Annotated in this window: 19 protein-coding genes; 9 read left to right on the top strand and 10 right to left on the bottom strand. The window is 68.8% G+C overall.

What is annotated here, in order from left to right; translation table 11 throughout:
* Positions 1–29: 29 nt before the first annotated feature.
* Entirely contained in the window at positions 30–878 is an 849-nt protein-coding gene (locus tag ABZ780_RS04075) for a hypothetical protein (protein ID WP_357483989.1), read from the top strand.
* A 78-nt stretch (positions 879–956) separates the two neighbouring features.
* A complete protein-coding gene (locus ABZ780_RS04070; RefSeq protein ID WP_357483986.1) occupies positions 957–1,991 on the top strand; it encodes a hypothetical protein in 1,035 nt (344 codons plus the stop codon).
* Positions 1,992–2,169: 178 nt separating this feature from the next.
* On the opposite strand, the gene ABZ780_RS04065 is transcribed toward ABZ780_RS04070, so the two are convergent.
* Positions 2,170–3,102 (bottom strand): HNH endonuclease, encoded by a 933-nt coding sequence (locus ABZ780_RS04065; protein ID WP_357483983.1) that lies wholly within the window; start codon positions 3,100–3,102, stop codon positions 2,170–2,172.
* A 470-nt stretch (positions 3,103–3,572) separates the two neighbouring features.
* Here ABZ780_RS04065 and ABZ780_RS04060 point away from each other — a divergent pair, with 470 nt between their 5' ends.
* Positions 3,573–4,868, top strand: coding sequence for an MFS transporter (locus ABZ780_RS04060; protein WP_357483980.1), 1,296 nt, complete (start codon positions 3,573–3,575; stop codon positions 4,866–4,868).
* Between the two features lie 101 nt (positions 4,869–4,969).
* Here ABZ780_RS04060 and coaD read toward each other — a convergent pair whose 3' ends face one another.
* Both coaD and ABZ780_RS04050 read right to left on the bottom strand, forming a co-directional pair.
* The gene (gene coaD / locus ABZ780_RS04055; protein ID WP_357483978.1) at positions 4,970–5,533 is read right to left on the bottom strand and encodes a pantetheine-phosphate adenylyltransferase; all 564 of its coding nucleotides are present in this window, start codon (positions 5,531–5,533) and stop codon (positions 4,970–4,972) included.
* A 417-nt stretch (positions 5,534–5,950) separates the two neighbouring features.
* Positions 5,951–6,190 carry a winged helix-turn-helix domain-containing protein gene (locus tag ABZ780_RS04050; RefSeq protein ID WP_357483975.1) on the bottom strand — a complete coding sequence of 80 codons (240 nt, stop codon included), beginning with the start codon at positions 6,188–6,190 and terminating at the stop codon, positions 5,951–5,953.
* 371 nt (positions 6,191–6,561) lie between these two features.
* Between ABZ780_RS04050 and ABZ780_RS04045 the strand changes: the two genes are divergently transcribed.
* Positions 6,562–6,801 carry a DivIVA domain-containing protein gene (locus tag ABZ780_RS04045; protein ID WP_357484097.1) on the top strand — a complete coding sequence of 80 codons (240 nt, stop codon included), beginning with the start codon at positions 6,562–6,564 and terminating at the stop codon, positions 6,799–6,801.
* Between the two features lie 202 nt (positions 6,802–7,003).
* Here the strand turns inward: ABZ780_RS04045 and ABZ780_RS04040 are convergent, their stop codons facing one another.
* The 3 genes from ABZ780_RS04040 to ABZ780_RS04030 all read right to left on the bottom strand — a co-directional run bounded on the left by ABZ780_RS04040 (position 7,004) and on the right by ABZ780_RS04030 (position 11,385).
* A complete protein-coding gene (locus tag ABZ780_RS04040; protein ID WP_357483972.1) occupies positions 7,004–10,153 on the bottom strand; it encodes a caspase family protein in 3,150 nt (1,049 codons plus the stop codon).
* Entirely contained in the window at positions 10,140–10,517 is a 378-nt protein-coding gene (locus ABZ780_RS04035; protein WP_357483969.1) for a hypothetical protein, read from the bottom strand. Before ABZ780_RS04035 ends, ABZ780_RS04040 begins: the two co-directional genes overlap by 14 nt.
* Positions 10,518–10,632: 115 nt before the next feature.
* Entirely contained in the window at positions 10,633–11,385 is a 753-nt protein-coding gene (locus ABZ780_RS04030) for a hypothetical protein (RefSeq protein ID WP_357483966.1), read from the bottom strand.
* 95 nt (positions 11,386–11,480) lie between these two features.
* Here ABZ780_RS04030 and ABZ780_RS04025 point away from each other — a divergent pair, with 95 nt between their 5' ends.
* The 3 genes from ABZ780_RS04025 to ABZ780_RS04015 all read left to right on the top strand — a co-directional run bounded on the left by ABZ780_RS04025 (position 11,481) and on the right by ABZ780_RS04015 (position 14,607).
* Positions 11,481–12,644, top strand: coding sequence for a M20 family metallopeptidase (locus ABZ780_RS04025; protein WP_357483964.1), 1,164 nt, complete (start codon positions 11,481–11,483; stop codon positions 12,642–12,644).
* Positions 12,645–12,691: 47 nt separating this feature from the next.
* The gene (locus ABZ780_RS04020) at positions 12,692–13,843 is read left to right on the top strand and encodes a glutamate--cysteine ligase (RefSeq protein WP_357483962.1); all 1,152 of its coding nucleotides are present in this window, start codon (positions 12,692–12,694) and stop codon (positions 13,841–13,843) included.
* Positions 13,844–14,007: 164 nt separating this feature from the next.
* Positions 14,008–14,607, top strand: a complete 600-nt coding sequence (locus ABZ780_RS04015; RefSeq protein ID WP_357002730.1) for a nitroreductase family protein — start codon at positions 14,008–14,010, stop codon at positions 14,605–14,607.
* On the opposite strand, the gene ABZ780_RS04010 is transcribed toward ABZ780_RS04015, so the two are convergent.
* The 3 genes from ABZ780_RS04010 to ABZ780_RS04000 form a co-directional block, all read right to left on the bottom strand.
* Complete coding sequence (locus ABZ780_RS04010) at positions 14,591–16,135, bottom strand: NAD(P)-binding domain-containing protein (RefSeq protein WP_357483959.1); 1,545 nt, start codon at positions 16,133–16,135, stop codon at positions 14,591–14,593. The two genes, ABZ780_RS04015 and ABZ780_RS04010, sit on opposite strands and share 17 nt — an antisense overlap.
* Positions 16,136–16,229: 94 nt before the next feature.
* The gene (locus ABZ780_RS04005) at positions 16,230–17,855 is read right to left on the bottom strand and encodes an anibiotic ABC transporter (RefSeq protein WP_357483956.1); all 1,626 of its coding nucleotides are present in this window, start codon (positions 17,853–17,855) and stop codon (positions 16,230–16,232) included.
* On the bottom strand, positions 17,852–18,793 hold the full coding sequence (locus ABZ780_RS04000; RefSeq protein WP_357483953.1) for an ABC transporter ATP-binding protein: 942 nt from the start codon (positions 18,791–18,793) through the stop codon (positions 17,852–17,854). The genes ABZ780_RS04005 and ABZ780_RS04000 overlap by 4 nt, the downstream gene beginning before the upstream one ends.
* A 109-nt stretch (positions 18,794–18,902) precedes the next feature.
* On the opposite strand from ABZ780_RS04000, the gene ABZ780_RS03995 reads away from it, so the two are divergent.
* Positions 18,903–19,706 carry a TetR family transcriptional regulator gene (locus ABZ780_RS03995; protein WP_357483950.1) on the top strand — a complete coding sequence of 268 codons (804 nt, stop codon included), beginning with the start codon at positions 18,903–18,905 and terminating at the stop codon, positions 19,704–19,706.
* A gap of 43 nt (positions 19,707–19,749) precedes the next feature.
* Here ABZ780_RS03995 and ABZ780_RS03990 read toward each other — a convergent pair whose 3' ends face one another.
* Complete coding sequence (locus tag ABZ780_RS03990; RefSeq protein ID WP_357002728.1) at positions 19,750–21,528, bottom strand: ABC transporter ATP-binding protein; 1,779 nt, start codon at positions 21,526–21,528, stop codon at positions 19,750–19,752.
* A 97-nt stretch (positions 21,529–21,625) separates the two neighbouring features.
* Between ABZ780_RS03990 and ABZ780_RS03985 the strand changes: the two genes are divergently transcribed.
* A complete protein-coding gene (locus ABZ780_RS03985; RefSeq protein ID WP_357000386.1) occupies positions 21,626–22,057 on the top strand; it encodes a MarR family winged helix-turn-helix transcriptional regulator in 432 nt (143 codons plus the stop codon).
* The last annotated feature ends 106 nt before the right edge of the window (positions 22,058–22,163 follow it).

The raw sequence follows: 22,163 nt of genomic DNA, 5'->3' as shown, positions 1-22,163 counted from the left end.
ATGCGGATCCGTGACCCTGGAGGGGTGCCATGACGGACGCTCCCGACGGGAGGCCGAGGCCCGCGGACCAGTGGCGGCAGCGCGGCATCCGTGGGCTGACCATCACCCGGGACGTGAGTGTCGGCGCGTGGCGCTGGTGGGCGCGAACCTGGGACCGGCTGGTCGCCGCGCTCCAGGACGAGGCGCCTGTCGGGGCCGGGGCCGGCCCGTCGCCGTCCGGCCCGCTCATCGAGCAGCGCAGCGCGCCCTGGCAGATCGTGGTGCCCGCCCAGGGTTACGTGTACTCCTTCCACATCCGCGCGACGTTCGCCTGGTCGTCGACGGTCAGCCTGCGCTCCGAGGTGCTGAGCTGGTACGCCGACTACTTCATGCCGCAGGCAGTCCAGCGGCTGACCCGGCTCGCCGCCGACGCCGCCCGGGAGTTGGCCCCACACCGCGCGGCGGACCTGGAGAAGCACCTGCAGCAGGCGCTCGCCGAGCAGGGCCCCTGGTGCTACCAGCGAGGCGACCTCGAAGTCAGCTGCGCACCGGACGTCGCCGTCCGGCTCGACGAGCAGATCAGACGGGCGATTCAGCCACAGATCAATCGGTTGATCAAACTCGAATGCCGCCTCGAAGAGCACTTGCAGCAGGCACGGTACGCCGAAGAACTCAGCCGCCGGTGGGTCGTGATCCTGGATGAACACCTCGCGGTGGCCGGTGGCGACCCGGACCTGGCCAGCGCGCGCCAGCACATGCTCAGCAGGCAGCGGGATGCCATCCGGTGGATCGACGAACTGCTGGACGAGCGCCGCCGTCCGCAGCGGGGCCAGTTCGAGTCGCCGAACATCGCACCCCAACAGAATCGCCCCGCCACAGGTGGCGACCTGCGAAGTTGAGGCGGAGCGAGCGGCTCGGCTGTCGGATTTTTGTCATTCTCGACGCCTTGATCGGCATGCAAACATCGAATTGCGAAGGTGCGCGGCTCTCTTCGGTGCCACGCCCAAGAAAACAACTCCAGGACGGGTGGGCTAATGCGTAGAACCTGGCTGTTCTTCCGAAGGAGTCCACTTGTCGCCGTACTCACCGCCGGGATCGCGTTCACGCTCGCGGTGCTCGGTCAGGCGTTGGTGGGACAACTGGGTCAGAACGTCGCCGACAAAGCCACCACTCAGACGACGTGGCTCACGATGGTTCTCATCTTCATCCTCATCGTGGCGATCGCCATCCTCGCCTCGCTACGGGGCAGCGTCGAGGAGTTGACACGGCGCGCCGGCCTCTCCATCCAGTACTACCCGCTGGATCCCGGCCAGCACTCGCCGGAGCGGGACGAGAAGGCGCGTGCCCTCTACGCGGCCGCGCGGCTGGTCATCGAGTCGGCACACGAGGACGGCGACTCCCGCATCTACGCCGTCAACTCGTTCGTGGAGGTCGGCATCCAGCCGGGCGACGCTCACGTGAAAGATCACAGCCTGCGCTACCTCGAATCACTCAATCGGAAGCTCGGAAAGGTCACGTACCACCGCATCGTGCAGCTTTCGCACATCGACATGGACCGGCTGGAGCGCCACCCCGACGAATCGATCGCGGAGCTCGTGGCCGAAAACTACCTGGCGCACTATCGGGAAATCGTCAAAGCCGGCCAGCAGGGAAAGGAAGCCGTGCTGGAGGCGGTGCTCGGCAAGTACCCGACCTGTTTTGTCCTCGTCCAGAACGCCGCCGACGGAAAGTACGGTGGTCGGTTGATCTGGCAGATGCACCAGCACGTCGACGGGAAGGCCCGGGATGACATCGTCGAGCTGACCGGCATCTACATCATCAACGACCCGGACGGCATCTTCATCGGCACCTTCGTGCGATGGTTCAGCGACCTCCGGGCGGCGCAACGGCCACGCCGGCACCTGACCCTGGCAAACCTGAACGGGACCGCACCGGTGGAAACCACGACGGCTGCTCCCGTCAGCCCACGGCCGCGCCGACCCTGGTGGAACCTTCGTCAGAGCCAACGTTGAGGCCGCGACGGACAGACGTCAGCCGCTGTGCCAGACCGCGGCCACCGGAGTCGCCGGGAATGCTTCGCCGAGTTCAGGCAGGGCGACATCCCTGGTGGCGCGGCCGACGAGCACCGGTCGATCAGATAGGGGAAACGGGCCGGTTCATGACTGCGTGACGAAGCACCAACTGTAGTGATCAGGCAGCCTTGTAGACGGTGTCGAGGTGCCATTCCAGAAACTCAGCGCGCGGCCGATCAGCCCGTCGCTCCGGGAGCGCTATCTGTTCGCCCGCCCTGGCATAGAACTGGTCGCCGTTGCCAAACTCGGTCCGAAGCCGTGGACTGACCATCAGCCGATGCTTCGGATCGACGCCCAGATACCCCCGGTCGAAGAGGATGTGCACGTCGGACTTGAGCAGCAGACCATTGTCCAACCGATGCTCGCCGCCGTTGGGAAGCGGCCGGATGTGCGCGGCCTGCAACACAGGCCGAACTTTGTTGCCGGTGATGGCGCAACGCCGGCCGTAGGCACCCAGGACGACCGCCTTGAATGACTGCTGTCCGAGCCGCTGGGGCACCAGGCGAGGATCGCCATAGACAGGACCAGGCCGGTGCCAGGGCCCGTCGAGGTCCACCTCCGCCGTCAACCCGATCAACCGGCGGATCAGCAGATCGAAGTACGCCGCCGAATCAGCGTCGGCCAGGTCGTAGGTCTTGCCCTGCACCACGTTCGACGCGAATCGTGGCGGCGGGTCGACGGTCGACGTTGCGTGGAAGAAGGTGACGTCACGGACGAATATGCAGCCGATGACCGGATCCTCGCCGGGGCCAATCGCCTGCTTACGGTAACGCCCGACGCTGAGGCGCATCTCGTCGATGCTCGCAGCGCCGTTGGCCTCGCCGAAAAGCTCCCAGGCCTCCGAGATCCGAAGCTGCGTGAAGCCACTGAAGAACCCACCGCCCACCACCCGGTTCAGCGGGAAGTGCGCCTTGAAAAGAAACGGTTCGCCCGGAATGAGAGCACGGAACCCACCGCCGGACGGCCGCCAGAAGTTGACCTCATTCAGCTCGGATCGCTCCGCCAGGAAGCGATACCACCTCTCGTCCGTCACACCCACGAAGGCCTTCACAGCGGACAGGTTGCCGGAGGATTGATCTCAACACCACCACCCAAGCGGTCAAACCCGCATCCTGGATGCGCTCCCCGGGAAGGTGCTGGCACCGCCGAATATCAGCGTGGTCCGGGTTGCCTGGGGCTGGCGGCCACGGCGGCGATTCCTTCGGCGTATCGCTCGACAGAGCATGTGGCGCACTGGGGCCACCGCGTCGCATGGGCAGGTGCCGAAGGCCCTGCGGCTTCCGGATCTGCCGAGTTGAGTGCGCCGAAGTTGGCTGCCAACGTGTCTGCCGCATCGCCTTTCTGCTCTTAAGAGAATGGCTCGATCGAACCGCACTGAGAGCCGATCATTACGGGTGTTCCTTCCACCACCTTCCTTCTGGGCATGGAACCTCCAGCCACGAGGGTGGCCTGGGTGCCGATCGCCTCGGCGAGCTGCGTCTGCTCCATGTTGATCGTTGCCCTGTTCCGGATGGAGGACTGATGCTGGCTCCGCTGCGGTATGGCGCGTTCCGATACCTGGCTGCTGGCCGGATGGTCAACATGCTGGGTAACGGCGTTGCTCCCATCGCGCTCGCCTTTGCCGTACTCGATCTGACCGGCTCGGTGCGCGACCTGGGCCTGGTGGTCGGCGCGCGATCGCTGGCAACCGTGCTGTTCGTGCTCTTCGGCGGCGTAGTGGCGGACCGGCTCCCGCGCCGGCTGGTGCTCGTCGGCTCCAACGTACTGGGTACCCTGACACAGGCCGCAGTCGCCGCCCTGGTGCTGACCGGCACTGCGACGGTCCCGCTGATACTGGCGCTCGGCGTGGCCAACGGCATGGTGAGTGCCCTAGCCCAGCCAGCCTCGGCCGCCGCGACACCGCAGACCGTGCCGTCGGAGCTGATCCAGCAGGCCAACGCGATCATCCGGCTCGGCATCAACGCGAGCATGATCGGCGGCGCTGCACTCGGTGGCCTCCTAGTGGCCACCGTTGGGCCTGGCTGGGGACTCGCCGTCGACGCGCTCACCTTCGCCATTGCGGCTGCCGCCTTCGCTGGACTCCGGATCGCCGCCCCGCCGGTTACAAGTACCCGCAGGAGCGTAGTCGCCGACCTTCGGGAGGGCTGGACCGAGTTCACTGGACGAACGTGGGTCTGGGTGGTGGTGCTCGGCTTCATGCTCCTCAACGCGGCGCTCGCCGGGGGCGTGAACGTGCTCGGTCCGGCCGTCGCGGACGAGACGATTGGCCGTAGTGCCTGGGGTGTGGTGCTGGCGGCGGAGGCCGCCGGAATGGTGGTGGGCGGTCTGATCGCCCTGCGGATCCGGGTACGCCGACTTCTGCTGCTCGGGGTCGCCTGCATGTTCGCCGAGTCGTTCCTACTGTTGGGGCTCGCCTTGGCGCCCACCATGATCGTACTCGTTGCGGCCTCGGCGACGGTCGGCATCGCCGTGGAACAGTACGCGGTGGCCTGGGACACATCGATCGCGCAGCACATCCCGGCCGATCGGCTGGCCCGCGTCTACTCATACGACATGCTGGGGTCCTGGGTCGCCATCCCGCTCGGCCAGGTATCGGTCGGGCCGCTCTCCGCGGCGATCGGCACCCGCGACACACTGCTGATTCTCGCAGCGTTGGTGCTGCTCGCCGTCCTCGGCATGCTGGCGAGCCGAGACGTCCGTCAACTGCAGGTGGTAGCCCCCGCCCGCGCTGCCGACGCAGCGCAGCCCGAGCCAGCCGACGGTGGACCGAGTGACAGCCCCACCACCAAGCCCACCGAACCAGCCGCCCGCGCCTGACAGCGGCGGACTTCCTCGACGCCAGCCACACCGCCAGTTCGCAGAGCAGGATCAGTCGGCCGCCATGTACCGAGGCTCACTGTTCTGCCGCCGATCGGGCGTCACTTCCCAGCGCTATGCGACGGACGGGCCGACTGTGCCGAGCGGTAGGCGCGTGCGACCGTTGACGACGTGGCGGCCAGCTGCGGACGGGACGGCAACCAGACGGTCTGAATGCCGAGCTGCTCGTTCATCGCAGCGAGCTGGTACTCGTAGCGAAGGTCCGCGGCAGTACGCACGCCCCGGACGATGACCGTGGCGCGGCGGCGCAGGCAATAGGCGGCGGTCAGGCCGGTCCAGGTGTCCACCTCGACATTGCCCCAAGCTGCCGGCATAGCGTCGCGCACGTTTACGGCCCTGGTCGTGGCCTCAGCGGTTGGTTGCTTGTCGGCGTTCACGGCCACCAACGCGATGATCTGGTCAAACATCACCCGAGCACGGGCCACCAAGTCGAGGTGCCCCGGGGTGAACGGATCGAACGTACCGGGATGGACCGCCAGCGAGCCGTGTACCGGCACCGCTCCACGGTCCGACGTAGCCGTCACCGCGACTCCCACCACATGGCCACGATCATCCCAGCCCCACAGGTGCCGACCCGACTTTGGCGTGTCGTCACCGTCAACCACCGCCTACATCTGTGCCGCCGACAGTACGCGCAGCGTGCACTTCTTGGCGGCAACCTGCGGCGGTAGGACGTGACGGTCGCGAGTGGCGTGCCGTCTGCCAGCGACCACGCGTGGCCGCGTCGCAGAACGCGCTTCCCGCGCGCAGGAGACGGCGTGTTCGACGCGAACGCGGGTCGTGCTCGATCGGGTCGCGGGGACCGGCCATTGCTTTACCGGAATCGCGACGGTGGCCAGCCGTTCGCGGCGGCCCCGGACATTGGCCCGGGGCAACATGTCCTCGGCCAGCCAGCCAATGATCGGCATCGACCTGACGCCGCTCGGCCAAGGAGCCCGGGCTCGTGGCCACCAGTCAATCGGGCATCGTCGATCATCTTTGACAAGCCCGACCCAAGACCGTGCAGGCAGGTGGCCGCTTGCCTACGGCTCCCGCATCCAGGTCTTCGGCTCGGTGATGAAGATGCCCTTGCCCTGATGGCGTCGGATGACACGCAGGGCTTCGAGCCGCACGTAGACCATCTGGATGGTGGACGTGCCGACCTGGTAGTCCGTTGCCATCTGCGCGATCGGCGGCAGCTTGTCCTCGGGCTTGAGCCTCTTTGCCTTGACCCCAGCAATGATGTCATCGGCAATGCGGATGTAGTCAGGTGTTGTAGGCATGGCGCTCCTTGCGTGGCTCGCCAATTCGATCACGAACCGCCCACGAACGACAACACCCCGTGGTTGGTTTAAACGAATAGGTCGTTACTCTTGAGCCTGAGCTGCTCCTCGCGTGGCAACGAGTTCGGCTCATCCCCTGGTCGGGGCGGGTGCGTGTGCCCGTCCCGACCGCACCGGACTGCTCTGCTGTCGTACCGCTGAATCGAGCTGCGGGGGCGGAGCGGGCGGGTCGCTCGCGGCCCCACGCGGGACGGCCCGCCCTTCCAGACCCACCACAAGGACCTTGCGCGCTCCCGCCTGCCCCAGAGAGGACCGTCGTGGCTCAGGTGTATCGAGGTGGCCAGCCCTACCCCGCCGGCTACCCGGCCCGGCTGACCCCGCACGAGGTGCGGACCCGTGAGTTCGCCGCGTGCCGGCGCGGCGTCGACCCTGTTGAGGTACGCGAGTTCCAGGCCCGAGTGGCCGACGAGCTGGCCATGCTCAACGAGACGGTACGGCTACTCAGCCAGGACAACGACCGGATCAAGCGGGCGCTGCGCGACTGGCAGAGCATGCACGCCCGGGAATGCCGGTCGCCGCAGGAGCACCACCACAACTCCGGCCGCTGGTGAGCGCCCGTCCCTCCCCCGGCGACCTGCTCGTCATCGACGGTCGGGCCTCGGTGCAGTTCGCCGGGGAGCGCGCCCTGACCTTCCGCGTCGTATCCGTGTCCGACCAGCCGACCTACGACGGCTGGATCTGGCTGACCGGCTACATCCTCAGCCGTCGCGGCGAGGCGACAGCCAAGCGCCGCCGTCCGCCTCGACGAACGGATCATGCCGGCCCTCCAACCGCACGTGGACCGCATGGTGAAGCTGGAGTACCAGTTCGACGAGCAGCTTCGCAAAGCGACGTACGCCGAGGAGCTAAGCCCCAGGTGGGTGACGATCCTGAGCGAGCACCCCGACATGGACGCCGACGAGGAGGTGGCCGAAGCCCGCCAGCACATGCGCGCCGCGCAGAAGGAGGCCGCCCGCTGGGTGAGCGAACTCGTTCACCGACGAGACACCACATCTTGATCCGGTGAACGAGGGCATTCGTACCGGTTGCTCCAGGTCCGTGTGTCCTGCCAGGACCGCCGGCGCATCCGAACCCCAGAGCCTGGCCACCTCCTACAGGCGTCACTGCGAGTGCCTTCGACCACCGATGACAACCGCACCAGACACGGTGCGAATCTACACCGACCCTCATGCCTTGTGTCCGCCGAAAGGACCGCTTCGGACGAAATTTCGGGCTCATGGCGGTTTTCCTATCCCCATAAACGCTTGGGTTTTGCCCCCGCTTGTGGGCACGTCGAGCGCGGTGCAGTTCGTCGGCATAGTTCTGCATGCTGTTCGCGTGAAGGAGTTGGGTTAGATGTAAAATATCATCGTCTGATCGCCGGGCAGGAACGATAGCCAGCAACCGGTCGACGCGATCCGCGCCTGAAGCGATGTCCAGAGCAATGATGATCGCAACGATTACCGTGACCGGCGAATGGTCGATTGCAGCCTCGACCAGCGCGTCAACGTCGTCGTGATTGCCAGATCTGGTTAGGCCCTTGACCGCTTCAATGAGATCATCGGCGTGGATTTCCAGAAACCTCTCAGCGAGGTGGCTGGCGTCACCGTCCATACCTGCTCGACGAAACGCACCTAACAGCACCGGAAGTTCTTTGACGGGGTGTTCGTTGAGTAACATAGCCATGGTTCCTGAGAAGCCGCTAGCGCCGACCGACAACGCTTGCAGAAGTTCGCGCAGCAGATCGGGAGTGGCCCGTTCGGAGACGACAGCCAGCAGGCGGCTGGCGGATGTATAGGTTAACTGGTTCCAGACGGCGATAGTTTCGACTGCCGGCAGATGCCGTACCATCCGTGCTAGGAGTTCTGTTGCAATGGCGTCGCGTCGCGCCTCGTGGAGTTGCGCGATGGTGGCGGCGAGACGGTCCGCCGGCTGCATGATTAGAGCGTCGAGTAATTGCGTTCGGTCCTGCTCGCCCAAGCGGCTCAGAATGTTTGGAATGTCGGTTGGCGGATGGTGGATGAGCTGTCCTGTCAAACGGCCCGCCTCGCGGTCGTGGCTTCGCTCGCGCAGAGCGGACGCGACGGCCGCGATTTCGGCTCCGGTGCGGTCCTGGATAACTGAATCCAGCACCCGATTCGCGTCAACTGGACGCCCCGCCTCATGTAGCCCTTGAAAGATCTGGATGACATCGGGCAATGACCGGCGTTCCGCAGCGGCCAGGCAGAGCCGACGTGCCTCTTCTGGCTGTTCGGCGGCACGTAGCTTCGCCGCGAGCTCCAGCACCTCGCCGACGGCCAATGTCGTGGCTGCGGTCGCCAGCGCGCGGCGACCGCTTTCCGGCTGACCACCAGTGTTGAATGTCTCGATCAGTGACAGGAGAGCGCCTAGGTCACGGCCGGCAGCGGCGGCAACTGCGGCGTCGATCAGGCGGTCGGAGCCTTGAGCGTGGCCGGTGTCGCGCATAGCTAAAGCCAGCTGGGCGATGCTATCTGCGGAGCGCCGCGCGGTGGTGTCAATAGCGGCGAGGTAAAGCCGAAAGGCTGCCTCCTGTCGTCCTGCGTCGCGTAGCGCGTCAGCCACGGCGACCGTCTCCTCGCCGTTGCGGTGGGTGGCCACTGCCTGCAGAACCTTTTCAGCAGCAGCCGTTTGGCCCGCCAACCAGAGTGCTGCCACCACGGAGATTAGCCGCGAGGTCGTAGAGACGGAAGCGAGGACGCCTTCGATGAATACGTCGATGTCCCGACTTCTGGCAGCCGTATCCAGCAAACCTGTGAGTGCCGCGATTTCATCGGCAGGTGCGCCAGCGGCGGCTTTAAGAAGGCCGGGTAGTTCGCTGGCTTGGCCAGTTTCGTCGAACACCTCAATCAATGCGAAGATCTCAACAGCCGGTCGCCGCGCGGCCGACCTGATCATCAAATCGACGTCGCCGTTCAGGCCAACTCCGCGTAGGTGTCGAACAACAGCGGCCACCTCCTGGTCTGGGCGCCGAGCTGCGGAAGCGGCCAAGACTTGCTCAGCTATCACTAGCCGCTTAGCCGCGCGGAGAGCCTCGATCTCACGAACGAGCGCAGCAGGAGGCAGGTGCATGGTTGTGGCGTGACCATCGGGAATTGGCGGTCGCGGAACGACTGAGGTCCGGCTTGAGTCCTGTTTCACTGAGCGTCCCCAGCGATTGCGGGCGATCGCGATGTCCTTGCCATCGTTGCGGGCGCGCTGCTGTGGTACCGGATATCGCTTCGCCTCAAGTTCAGATCGGATGTGCCAGTACAACGCTTCCATACCAAGCACGCTCGGCCCGTCTGCCAATCCTTCGGTGAGCGTGTCGATCAGCGCGCCGCTGAAGGCCGTGTACCGTTCGCCCGGGGGCGCAAGAGCGATTTTCGTCTCGGCCGACGCTGTCATCAGGTAGGTGCCATCAATCCGAGCCTGGTCCGCCACGTCCACTGCAGCGCCCATTCCGCCCAACATCGCCCGACCGCTGTAGCAGCAGTCCAAGATCATTATCTTCGCTCGGCACCGACGAGCAGTCGACACCATCTCCCGACGCACATCGTCGTACCGCACTGCTCGGTGAAGGCGGCCGTCGTCCGAGTCGCGTAACGCCAGGTAGAGATCCGATCGGTCGTCCACCAGGCCATGGCCAGCGAAGTACACCACGAGCGCCTCGGACGCTTCTGTCGCCGCAACATGAACCGCTTCCAGCACATCGCCAACGGCATACGGATTCGACAACACTATGCAGTGCTGGTCGGCGAGTCCCCATACCTCAGGATCTTTGAGCAAGGCGAGGAGGCTGCTTAGGTTGTTGTCAACAGCGGGGAGCGGATCCATGTGTCGATAATCCGACACCCCAATCAAAACAGCCCGAGATTCACTGGGGTCAGAGAGCTCCAGGCGAGCTGACGCATCAACCCTTGCCATGGCCAGCTCCTTGCTCGAGGTCGCGGCCCCGGTACGGTTGTGAAAGCGAGTCGGAGATCTGGCGAATATCAGCAGCTGATCCGCCACGCACAGTTACTTCCAAGCCGTCATCACGAGTGAACGTCACTGAGAGGTGTTGCCGCCGCGAGTTGCGCCATGAGGCGTACGCTATGGCAAGGCTGGCTAGCCCGACGGCATTCGAAACGACCACGTCGATAATCTCAAGCCCGCCCATCTGACCGGACTGACCGGACGTGCGCAGTGAAACATCGGCTGATTTTGCTACATCGTCGTCGTCGCGTAGCCAATGCCCGAGTCGCCGCAACTCATCATCCGACTCGTCCGCCGTGATCACAATTCGCATCAAACACGCCCTTCACAACAGCTGGAAAGTTCGCCAACGCTACCTGCACCAGTTCCCCGCCGTGGGTACAGAAACGATCTTGGCCGTTGTGGTCGACCGGTTAGAACGCCTGGGTCTAGCCGCCGAAGCTCAGCGCCTGCCGCAGGTCCGCGTCGAGGCTTTCGTTGTACTGCGGATCGGGTTCAGCCCCGGCAGCGCTGAGGACCGTGCTGAAGAAGCATCTGGCACCAACGGCGAGGATCACGCGGAAGATCTCCGTGTCATCAAGACCGTGACTGCGCAGGCCCGCGATGTCGGCCTCGATGACCGAGTTCGCGTCGGCCGCGACCTTTCCGGCGAAGTTGACGACTGCGACCTCCTGCGCGGAGAGGCCGGTGCTGCCGTGGTCTGACGCGATGGCGGCGACGGTCGGCGCGTCGAAGAACTTGTCTCGCAGGACCTTTCCGTGCGCCAGTCCGCAGTAGGAGGATTTTAGGGCCCGGGCCGCGGCGAGGGTCGCCAACTCGTAGCGGCGCAACTCCATCTCGGCTTTCACCGCACCGTTTAGCTGCTGCCAGGCCAGGTAGACGGCCGGGCTGTGGGCGAACAACCTGGTGTAGTTGGGCAGGTAGCCCATCGCCTTCGTGTCCGCGTCGAACATCCGCTCAGTGTCCGGCGACTGCTCAGCCTGCTCCAGATGGCTCATCCGGCTCCCCCTCCGCTCGACCGCGAACGGTACGCCGCTGGGACGGCGGACGCTGTCGGGAAAGTGGCGCACGCGGGGCGCGACGAGATCTGGGGACCGGGTAGCGGCGACCGGGACGGTCGACCCCAGCGCCTCCCGCTCGTACGCGAACGGCGACGGCGGGATCGTCGTCCACCCGGCCATCTGAGCACAGACAAGGGTGACCGCACCCCGATCCCCCTGCGATCGTCGATGAGCACGCCCGGCCAAGCCCGTCAGCCGTGCAGTTGGAGGGATCGATGGAGCACCCGCGCTGTCTGCTCGATGCCGCTGAGAAGTTCCGAACCGAGATGGTCGACCGACTGGGCGCGCTCGTCGCCTGCGAGTCGGCGCCGGGCTCGCTGCCCCACCTCGGGTCCTGTGCCGACCTGCTCGCCCGCTGGGGGGAGGAAGCGCTCGGCCGGCCCGCCCGTCGGGTCGTGGTCGACGGCCTGCCGCACCTGCTGTGGCCGGCCGCCGACCAGCGTGTGCTGCTGCTGGGCCATTTCGACACGGTCTTCCCGGTCGGCACGACCCGATCCAGGCCCTTCACCGTACGCGGGGACGTGGCGACGGGGCCTGGCGTGTGTGACATGAAGGCCGGGATCGTGCAGATGTTCACGGCGCTGCGCCTGATCGAGGACACCTCGGCGGTCGGCGTGCTGCTCACCTGCGACGAGGAGAGTGGCTCCGTCACGTCACGGTCCCTGATCGAACGTGAGGCGCGGCGCTCGGGTGCGGTGCTCGTCTGCGAGGCGGCCACCCCGGACGGGCACGTGAAGGTGGCTCGTAAGGGCGGCTCGGTCTACCGGCTCACCGTCTCGGGTCGCGCCGCGCACGCCGGTGTCGAACCGCAGCGCGGGGTCAACGCCACGGTGGAGGTCGCCCACCAGGTTCTCACGTTGGGTGCGCTCGGCGCGGCGGACAGCGGCGGCACCTCTGTCACACCGACCCTGCTCTCCGCCGGCACCACGACGAACACGGTGCCGGAGCGCGCCAGCCTGGCCGTCGACGTCCGCGCCTGGACCAGGGACGAGCTGGAGCGCGTCGATCACGCCATCCGCGGGCTGGTGCCGTTCCTGCCGGAGGCGACGCTGGCGGTGCAGGGCGGCATCAACCGCTACCCGATGTCCCCGGAGCTCGCGCGACCGCTTCTGGAGCTGGCCCAGTCGATCGCCTGCCAGCTGGGCATCCCGGGGCTCGTCGGCGCGTACGCCGCTGGCGCGTCCGACGGTAACTTCACCGCCGCGCTGGGTGTGCCGACCCTGGACGGCCTGGGCGCGGTGGGAGGCGGAGCGCACGCCGCCGACGAGTACGTCCGCCTCGACCGAATGCCCGAACGGACGGCACTCTTGGCCGGACTCGTCGACGCGTTGTCCACCATGGAGCGTTTCGAATCGCAACCCATCGACGAAATCCCGTAACGTGCTGACCGCCGGCGGACGACCGGCAGCGAGAGGTCGGCGTCGGCATGACTGTGGGACAGCGCTCGGGACCGCCCATTCCCCTGCTCGGTGTCGAGGAGGAGTTCCTCGTCGTCGACACCGATCGGGGTGAGGTCGTGCCGGAGGCGGCCACCGTCGTCGGCCGCGCGAGACCGGCCCTCGGCACCCGGGTGGGTGGTGAGATCACCAAGTTGCAGGTGGAGACCCGCACCGACCCGTGCCAGGGCGTGGACGATCTCCACGGGCAGCTCGTCGAGGGCCGCGCCGCCGTCCAGGCCGCGGCGCTGTCGGCGGGTCTGCGGGTGATCGCCAGCGGCTCGCCGGTGCTGGGCCGTGCCGTGCCGCCGCCCATCACCGAGGGGCCTCGCCAGGACCGGGGCACCGCCACCTTTCGTGGGCTGCACGACGAGCTGGCGATCTGCGCCGTCCACGTCCACGTGGAGCAGCCCGACCGGGACCGCGCCGTGCTGATCGGCAACCATCTGCGCCAGCACCTGCCGGCGTTGCTCGCCCTCACGGCCAACTCGCCCTACTGGCCCGAGCGCGACACCGGGTACGCGAGTTGGCGCAGCGTCACGTGGGGGCGCTGGCCGGTTGCCGGCCCGCCGCCGTTCCTGACGTCCGCGCGGAAGTACGACGAGCACGTGGACATGCTGCTCGACGCGGGCGCGCTGGTCGACCAGGGCACGATCTTCTGGGATCTCCGCCTGTCGACGAACCATCCCACGCTCGAGGTGCGGGTGGCCGACGTACCCCTGACCGCCGCCGAGTCCGCGGCGCTCGCGGCCCTCGTGCGGGCTCTGGTGGTCGTGGCCGGGGATGCCGTCGACGGCGGTGACGAGGGCCCGGAGCTGGTCCCCGAGCTGCTGCGGCTCGCGTACTGGCGGGCAGCCCGCGACGGGATGGGCGGCCACGGCGTCGACGTCACCACGGGCCGACTGCTGCCCGCGGCGGCCCTCGCCGAGCGGCTGGTGGCGCTCGCCCGACCGGCGCTGGACGAGGCGGGCGACGGCGAGCGGGTGGAGGCCTGGCTGGGGTGGCTCGCCGCGGACGGCGACGGGGCGACCCGCCAGCGGGCCGCCGCGGCGCTACGCGGACGCCTGACCGACGTGGTCGACGAAATCGTGGCGCAGACCGCGCCCAACGTGCCCATGTCTGAAGAAAGCACACTTGCGTAACGACAAGCCGCTCCGCCTCCGAAATGCTGGAGGAACCGGATGTCGGCGGCAGGCAGGCCCTCCCGTGGAAACCGGCACCACCGGATCAGGGGAGGTCCCAGGTGAACGACGCAGACCTGCTGTCCAAGGTCCCCATCCAACACGACCGTAGACCCCCGGCGGAGATGGTGCGCGACGCGGAGGCGTTCGCCGACCGGATGGAGCGACGCCGTTCCGTGCGCGACTTCGCCAGCGACCCCGTGCCCGACGGGGTGATCGAGGCCGCGATCCGGGCCGCCTCGACCGCGCCCAGTGGTGCGAACGTGCAACCGTGGCGGTTCGTGGTGCTGACCGACCCGGCCCGCAAACGCCGGCTACGCGAGGCGGCGGAGGCCGAGGAACGCGCGTTCTACGACCGCCGCGCCTCGGCGGAGTGGCTGGGTGCGATCGCCGGGCTCGGCACCGACTGGCGGAAGCCGTTCCTGGAGACCGCACCGGCCGTGATCGTCGTCTTCGAGGTGCACCAGGGGCCGCGCAGCCCGAAGCCGTACTACGTCAAGGAGTCCGTGGGCATCGCGGTCGGTCTGCTGATCACCGCGCTGCACCACGCCGGCCTGGTCACCCTCACCCACACGCCCAGCCCGATGCGGTTCCTCAACGAGGTGTGTGAACGGCCGCCGGAGGAGCGCCCGTACGTGGTGATGCCCGTCGGGTATCCCACGCCGGACGCCCACGTCCCCGACCTGACCCGCAAACCCCTCGACGAGGTCATGGTCCGCTGGTGAGGTCCCCGGTCAGGAACTCGACAAGCGGCTCGACGTGTCGGTCCGGGCGCCGCCACTCGGCCAGCAGATCCTCCAGCAGGTGCTGCTCGGCGAGCAGTTCCGTGCCCCGGTACCGACGGATGACCGGGTGGATGAAGGCGCTCTCCCGGGCCCGGTCGGGGGTCGGGTGCCGGTCGATAGCGAAGACGTCGCCGTAGTCGTCGCGGCCCCACCGCAGCGCGAGCGTGTACCACTGCGTGGCGTCCGCGAAGCGCTCCACGGCGTAGTCCTCCGGCAGGTCCTCGTAGTGGTGGAAGTCGCCGGTGGCGTCGTCGCGGACGAAGACGTCGCAGAGGTATTCGAACTGGGTCCACAGCGCCGAGGACCAGTTGACCCGGTCGAGCATCAGCTTGGTCAGTGACGCGGCGTCGGCCGGCGTCGTCGCATACGACAGCGGCACGTCGTCGTAGCGCTCACGCAGGATCCGGGTGAACGTGCGCAGGTTGTACCGGAAGCCGTCGATGAAGGGCGACGACGCGTGCTTGACGTCCCGGGCCTGGGCGATGGTGCCGGCGAAGTACAGGTCGTCGACGTTGCTGGACTGCCAGTCGGGGCGTAACCCGGGCATCCGGCCGTCCCGCACCATGTCGGGCCGGGCCGTCTCGTCGAACAGCGCCGTGTTCATCCGGAAGCCGGTGCACCTCAACACCGTGTGGTAGTCGAGAACGGCGGTCTCCCCCTGCGCGTGGGTGTAGGTGATCGACACCTGGAACCGCCCGTCGACGGGCCGGATCTCGTCGATCGTGCAGTCGAGCACCGAGTGCAGCGTCTTGAACTGGTAGCTGTCGAGGATCGCGCCGTACTGACCACGGACGTCGCCGGGGTGTTTGGTGTTCCAGGCCAGTCGCAGGGGTTGCCGGCTGGCCAGGTGCACCATCGACGCCCGGCCGAGGATGGACGACGCGGTCTCGAACGCGGAGTTGCCCTTACCGATGATCAGGACCCGTTGACCGTCGTACGCGGTGGGGTCGACGGTCATGTCCTCGTACCCGATGGCGTGTTCGATGCCCTTGATGGCGGGCACGAACGGCTGGCCCCAGCCGGTCGCGACGACCAGGCAGCGCGCACGCACGTCACCCTGGTCGGTGTTCACCGTGAAGCCGTCGTCGGTTCGGGTGATCCGCTCGACGGTCGTGCCGTAGCGGACGTTGAGCTGGTGGACCCGTTGGAACTCGGCGAGGTAGCGCACCAGGTCGTCGGCCGCCGGCAGGTACTCCTCGCTGAATCGCGGGAACAGCAGATCCGGGTGGTCGTTGAGCAGCGAGTTCCAGTCCCAGCGAAGGCGAATCTCAGGATCGGGGCTGTCGGTGTGCACCTTGTTCAGCGAGATGAGCCGGCGGTGGCGCGGAAACCGCCGGAAGAACCCGCCCGGCCCGTCGCCACTTTCGACCGTCAGGTAGTCGGCACCCTGCTGCTGGAGGTAGTAGCTCAGTTGGAGGCCGGCGGGTCCGGCCCCGACGATGACGTACCTGTGCTCGCTGCTGACCATCCTGCGGCCCTTCGACGGAGAAATGATCCATCGACGATGGGTTGGATTGTGGCGGGTGTCAATGCCGCAGGGTGGTCAACGGGTCACCGGACAGTCAGCTCGGGACGTCGCGTCGGCCGAACGCGACCACACCGGTCGCGACGAGCAGCGCGGCCACCGTGGTCAGCACCACCAGGGGCAGCGCCGCCGGGTCGGCGGCGGGCACGGACGGCACATGGGTGTACGGCGACAGGTCGAGCGCGGCCTGCGGCACCTTCAGCACCGCCCCGAGCTGCCCGAGGAGCAGGAAGACCAGCAGCACCACCCAGGACAGCACGACCGACCAGCGGGGCAGCAGACCGAACAGTGCCGTCACCACCCCGGCGACCACGAGCAGGGCCGGCAGTCGCAGCAGCGCCGCGCCACCGAGGTCGCCGGCCTCGCCGAGGGGGTCGCCGGTGACCAGGCCGTAGCCGAGGCCGGTGGTCAGGCCGGCGAGCAGGAGCAGGGCGGCAGCGCCGAGGGTGGCGGCGAGCACCTGGGTGCCGAGCCAACGGGTGCGGCTGACCGCCGTGGCCAGCGCCGCCTCCAGCGTCCCGTCGGATTCTTCGCCGCGTACCCGGAGCAGGGCCTGCACGACGTACGCGCCGAGGGTCAGGGCGAACAGGCCGAGCATCGCGGCCAGGTACGCGTTGATCAGGTCGCCTCCGCCGCCCATCGCGTTGATCGCCTCGGCGGCGGCCGGGTTCTGGTCGAGCATGGCGTTGAACTCGTCGCCGGCGGCACCCATGGAGAGGCCGAGCACCGCCACCCCGACCGCCCAGCCGAGCAGCGTGCCGCGCTGCGTGCGCCAGGCCAACCCGGCGGGGCTGAGCAGCCAGGACGCCCCGGTCGCCGGTCCGCGTTGGGGGGCGATCAGCCCGGCGCCGAGGTCACGCCGCTCGGCGAGGGCGTACGCCACCGCCACCCCGGCGAGCAGCAGCGCGACGGGCAGGGCCAGCACCCACCAGCGGTCGCCGGCGAAGGCGCGGACCTGGTTGCCCCAGCCGAGCGGGGAGATCCATGACGGCCAGGCGCTGCGCACCTGGGTCCCGTCGGCGCTCTGGTCGCCGAACATGTCGCCGACGGCGCGCAGCACGAAGGACAGCCCGACGGCGGTGGCGGCGAGCGCGTTGGCGCCGCGCGAGGTGACGGAGAGCTGGGCGGTGACCGCGGCGATCGCCGTGCAGGCGACCCCGACGCCACCGATCGCGGCTGCGGCGGCGACCGAGCCGGCGAGCGGCAGGCCGGCGCCGACCAGCGCGACGGCGAGCAGCGCCGCGGCCAGGGCGTTCGCCGCGACGACGACGAGGAGCGCGGCGGTGAGCGGCGCGTACCGGCCGACCACGGAGGACCCGAGCAACTCGGCCCGACCGGTCTCCTCGTTCTGCCGGGTGTGCCGGGTCACCGCGAAGGTGCTCAGCAGCGCGGCGATCAGAGCCAACGTCACGTACGTCTCGGCGACCACCACGGCGCCCAGATCGGTGCCGGCGATGGGGCCGTTGAAGGCGCGGGCGACCAGACTGGACGCCGAGGTGGTGGCGTAGCCCAGACGGGCGGCCTGGTCCGGGTAGATGTCGGCGACGCTGCCGGCGAGGGCGTAGCCGAGCAGCGGCGTGCCGAGGACCCAGATCGCGAGGCGGATCCGGTCGCGGCGCAGCACGAGCCGGGCCAGCAGGGGCGTGCCGGTGAGGCCGCTCATCGGGCGCCGGCCTGCGGGGTCGCGGCGGCCGGGGCGGCGGCCGGACCGTTGGCGGCGGGGTCGTCGCCGTAGTGGCGCAGGAAGAGCTGCTCCAGGGTGGGTGGGGTGCTGGTCAGCGCGCGGACGCCGAAGCGGATGAGCTGACCGAGCAGCTCGTCGAGGTGGGCCGGTTCGACCTCCAGGTGGGTGCGCCCGTCGACCTCGTGCACGTCGTGCACACCCGGCAGCGCCGCCAGGCCGGTGATGGGCCGGGCGGTCTCGACGGTCACCGCCGTGCGGGTGAGGTGGCGCAGCTCGGTGAGGGTGCCGGACTCGACGGTACGACCCTCGCGGATGATGCTGACCCGGTCGCAGAGCGCCTCGACCTCGGCGAGGACGTGGCTGGAGAGCAGCACGGTGGCCCCGGCCTGCTTGATCCGTCGGACCTCGTCCTGGAACACCGCCTCCATCAGCGGGTCGAGGCCGGAGGTCGGCTCGTCGAGCACGTACAGCTCGACCGGGGAGGAGAAGGCGGCGACGATGGCGACCTTCTGGCGGTTGCCCTTGGAGTACGTGCGGCAGCGGCGGGTGGGGTCGAGGTCGAAGCGGTGCAGCAGCTCGTCGCGGCGACGCCGGTCGAGGCCGCCCCTCAGCTGGCCGAGCAGGTCGATGGCCTCCCCGCCGGTGAGGTTGGGCCAGAGGCTGACGTCGCCCGGCACGTACGTCAGCCGGCGGTGCAGGCGGACCGCGTCGCGCCACGGGTCCGCGCCGAGCACCTGGGCCTCGCCGGAGTCGCGGCGGAGCAACCCGAGCAGGACCCGGATGGTGGTGGACTTTCCGGAGCCGTTCGGCCCGAGGAAGCCGTGCACCTCCCCCTGCTCGACGCGCAGATCCAGCCCGTCGAGAGCCCGGATGGCGCCGAACGTCTTGACCAGGTTGCCGATCGAGATGACGGGCATCGCCCCTCCTGCCGTTGGCTGCGTCGACCGTCCCCACTGTACTGACCGATGGTCAGTCACATCAACGGCAATGTCGCCCTCCGGTCAGGGCGTCGCTAGGCTGGCCGGCATGACCGCCGATCCCGCGGACGACACCCGCACCCGGATCCTGCGCGCCGCGCTCGACCTCTTCGCCGAACACGGCTACCAGCGCACCTCGCTGCGCCAGATCGCCGAGCGGCTGCGGCTGACCAAGGCCGCGATCCTGTACCACTTCCCGGCCAAGGAGCATCTGCTCGCCGCCCTGGTCGAGCCGTTGGTGGCGGACCTGGAGGCGCTGTTGGACTCGGCCCGGACGCAGCCCGCGGAGTCGGCCCGGTGGACGGTGGTGGAGGGCTGGGTGGACATCATGCTCGCCCATCGTCGGCCGCTCGGCATGCTCTTTCACGACATCGCGCTGGTCGGCCGGGGCGACACGTACCACCGCCTCATGGAGATCGCCATGCGGGCCAACGACCTCATCGCCGGACCGGGCGCGGGACGCCGCGAGCGGGTGCGGGCGGTGCAGGCGGTGGCCACGTGCAGCGACCCGGTCGTCTTCTTCACCGACGTGTCCGACGAGGTGCTGCGTGCCGACATGCTCGACGGCGTACGCCGGCTGCTGGCCCTGTCGCCGCCGGGCACCGCCACGGCTATCCCGACCGACGCGGCCCCGGCGGGCGAGGCGCCACCGTCGACGACGTCGCGGGGCGCGGCCACCCGCCGCACTACGGTCGACCGGCGTCGACAGCCGGGGCGGCCCCGGGCGCTGGGCCGGGAGCAGGTGGAGGCGGCCCGGCGGATGCACGCGGCGGGCACCCATTCGGTGGATGCCATCGCCGCCGCGCTGGGTGTCTCACGGGCCACCGTCTACCGGCACCTGACCGCACAATAACGAGACGGTTCTACGACAGTTTTGAGATAGTTTTGAGCCAGGCTCAGGCGGCCAGGGTGGCGTACCGGCCGTTGCGGTGCAGCAGGCTGTCGTGGTCGCCGGCCTCGACGATCCGACCGTGGTCGAGGACCGCGATCTGGTCGGCGTCGCGGACCGTGGAGAGCCGGTGCGCGATCGTGATCGTGGTACGGCCTTCGGCGAGCACGTCGAACGCCCGCTGCACGGCCCGCTCGGTCTCGGTGTCCAGCGCGCTGGTGGCCTCGTCGAGGACCAGGATGCGCGGGTCGCGCAGCAGCGTACGGGCGATGGCCAGCCGCTGCTTCTCGCCGCCGGAGAACCGGTGCCCCCGCGAGCCGACCATGGTGTCGTACCCGTCGGGGAGGTCGGCGATCAGGTCGTGGATCTGGGCGGCGCGGGCCGCGTCCTCGATCTCGGCGTCGGTCGCGTCGGGGCGGGCGTAGCGCAGGTTCTCCCGCACGGTGGTGTGCAGCAGGTACGTCTCCTGACTGACCACGCCGACGATCGAGGCCAGGTCGGCCAGGCGCAGGTCGCGCAGGTCGACGCCGTCGATGGTGATCCGGCCGGCGGTGGGGTCGTGCAGGCGGCTGATCAGCCCGGCGAGGGTGCTCTTACCGGAGCCGGTCTCGCCGACCAGGGCGAGGCTGGTGCCGGCGGGCACGTCGAGGGTGATTCCGGCGAGGGCGGCGGTGTCGCTGCCGGGGTAGCCGAAGGTGACGTCGTCCAGGCGCAGGTGGCCGCGTACCCGGGCGGGGTCGACCGCGACCGGTTCGGTGGGGTCGGCCACGTCGATCGGCAGGTCGAGGTATTCGAAGATCCGGGCGAACAGGGCCAGCGAGGCGGTCAGCGACACGCCCACGTTGAGCAGCCCCATCAGTGGCCGGAACAGGCCGCCCTGCAGGGCGGTGAAGGCGACCAGGGTGCCGATGCTCAGCGTGCCGGCGGTGCCGGGCAGGCCGGCGGCGAGGTAGATGACGGCCGGTACGGCGGCGAAGATGATGCTCATCGAGGCCATCCGCCAGCGGCCGGCGAGCTCGCTGCGCAGCTCCAGGTCGACCAGGCGGGCCGAGGAGGCGGTGAACCGGTCGATGAGCGCCGGGCCGGTGCCGAGGGTCTTGGCGAGCTGCACGCCGCTGATCGAGAGCCCCTCCTCGACTGTGACGTTGAGGTCGGCGAGTTCACGCTGTCGCTGGGCGGTGATCTCGCGGCGCATCCGGGCGACCCGGCGGGTCAGCCAGATGGCCGGCGGCAACACGACGAGGGAGACCAGGGAGAGCTGCCAGGAGAGCGCGATCATGGCGACCGCGGTGGCGACCACGGTGGTGAGGTTGGCGGCGACGGCGGTCGCGGTGGAGGTGACCACCGACTGCATGCCGCCGATGTCGTTGGTGATGCGGGACTGCACCTCGCCGGTGCGGGTGCGGGTGAAGAAGCCCAGCGACTGGCGCTGGAGGTGGCTGAAGACGTCGGTGCGCAGCCGGTGCATGACCCGCTGGCCGACCTGGGTGGAGATCCAGGTCTGCACGACGCCGAGGGCGGCGGTCACCGCGGCGACGGCGACCATGCCCAGGACCAGCCACACCAGCAGGGTCACGTCGCCCTGCGGGAGGGCACGGTCGATCACGGCGCGCAGGAGGAACGGGGTGGCCATCGCGATGATCGAGGAGAGCACGATGATCGCGGTGACGGCGGCCAGCGCGGGCCGGTGGGGGGTGAACAGGCGGCCGATGCGGCGCAGGGACACCTGGCGGGCCTGCGACTTCTCCTCGGCGCTGACGGTGTGGTGGCCGCGGTCGCGGCCCATGGGGGTGGGTTCCAAGGGGGTACCACCTCTCGGTCGGGGATATGCTGAGGTTACCTCAACATGAGGGAACAACAGCATTGGCTGCTACGGTATTCCGGTGACCGCGGACACCACCGACAGCGGCGAGGACGAGAGCCTCGCGGAGGCGTTCTGGGGTGTCGCGTCCCATTTACGCCGGCAGACCCGCGAGGCGCTGGCGCCGTGGGACATCACCCCCAGCCAGTCCCGGGCCCTGGGTGTGCTGGCCCGGCACGGCGAGGTCCGCCCCGGCACCCTCGCCGAGCACCTGCGCATCGCCCCCCGCTCGGCCACCGAGGTCATCGACGATCTCCAGGCGCGCGGGCTCGTCGAACGTCGACGCGACCCGGCCGACCGGAGGGCGACCCTCGTCGCCCTCACCGACGAGGGCAACCGGGTCAGCACCGCCATCCGGGCCGCCCGCCGCGCCGAGGCGGACCGCTTCTTCGGCCACCTGGACGACACCGACCGCGCCGAACTCACCCGCATCCTGCGCACCCTGCGCGGCTGAGCCGCAGCACCGGCCTGCCGTCAAGAACCAGCGGGTTTGCCCACCCCGCGCCCGGGTAGCCAGCGCCCCCGTCCGGTCGGCGGGACCGGCCACGACCGGCCGGGGA

Source organism: Micromonospora sp. NPDC047467 (assembly GCF_040643095.1).
Taxonomy (GTDB): Bacteria; Actinomycetota; Actinomycetes; order Mycobacteriales; family Micromonosporaceae; genus Micromonospora.
This window is presented reverse-complemented; position numbering and strand designations above follow the sequence as displayed.

What these genes read in the sequence shown, in the direction of transcription:
- ABZ780_RS03990 (WP_357002728.1), bottom strand. Translation starts at nt 21,528, where the DNA reads ATGGGCCGCGACCGCGGCCACCACACCGTCAGCGCCGAGGAGAAGTCG.
- ABZ780_RS03995 (WP_357483950.1), top strand. Translation starts at nt 18,903, where the DNA reads ATGACCGCCGATCCCGCGGACGACACCCGCACCCGGATCCTGCGCGCC.
- ABZ780_RS04000 (WP_357483953.1), bottom strand. Translation starts at nt 18,793, where the DNA reads ATGCCCGTCATCTCGATCGGCAACCTGGTCAAGACGTTCGGCGCCATC.
- ABZ780_RS04060 (WP_357483980.1), top strand. Translation starts at nt 3,573, where the DNA reads ATGCTGGCTCCGCTGCGGTATGGCGCGTTCCGATACCTGGCTGCTGGC.
- ABZ780_RS04005 (WP_357483956.1), bottom strand. Translation starts at nt 17,855, where the DNA reads ATGAGCGGCCTCACCGGCACGCCCCTGCTGGCCCGGCTCGTGCTGCGC.
- ABZ780_RS04010 (WP_357483959.1), bottom strand. Translation starts at nt 16,135, where the DNA reads ATGGTCAGCAGCGAGCACAGGTACGTCATCGTCGGGGCCGGACCCGCC.
- ABZ780_RS04075 (WP_357483989.1), top strand. Translation starts at nt 30, where the DNA reads ATGACGGACGCTCCCGACGGGAGGCCGAGGCCCGCGGACCAGTGGCGG.
- ABZ780_RS04025 (WP_357483964.1), top strand. Translation starts at nt 11,481, where the DNA reads ATGGAGCACCCGCGCTGTCTGCTCGATGCCGCTGAGAAGTTCCGAACC.
- ABZ780_RS04030 (WP_357483966.1), bottom strand. Translation starts at nt 11,385, where the DNA reads ATGGCCGGGTGGACGACGATCCCGCCGTCGCCGTTCGCGTACGAGCGG.
- ABZ780_RS04020 (WP_357483962.1), top strand. Translation starts at nt 12,692, where the DNA reads ATGACTGTGGGACAGCGCTCGGGACCGCCCATTCCCCTGCTCGGTGTC.
- ABZ780_RS04050 (WP_357483975.1), bottom strand. Translation starts at nt 6,190, where the DNA reads ATGCCTACAACACCTGACTACATCCGCATTGCCGATGACATCATTGCT.
- ABZ780_RS04015 (WP_357002730.1), top strand. Translation starts at nt 14,008, where the DNA reads ATGGTGCGCGACGCGGAGGCGTTCGCCGACCGGATGGAGCGACGCCGT.
- ABZ780_RS04040 (WP_357483972.1), bottom strand. Translation starts at nt 10,153, where the DNA reads ATGGCAAGGGTTGATGCGTCAGCTCGCCTGGAGCTCTCTGACCCCAGT.
- ABZ780_RS04035 (WP_357483969.1), bottom strand. Translation starts at nt 10,517, where the DNA reads ATGCGAATTGTGATCACGGCGGACGAGTCGGATGATGAGTTGCGGCGA.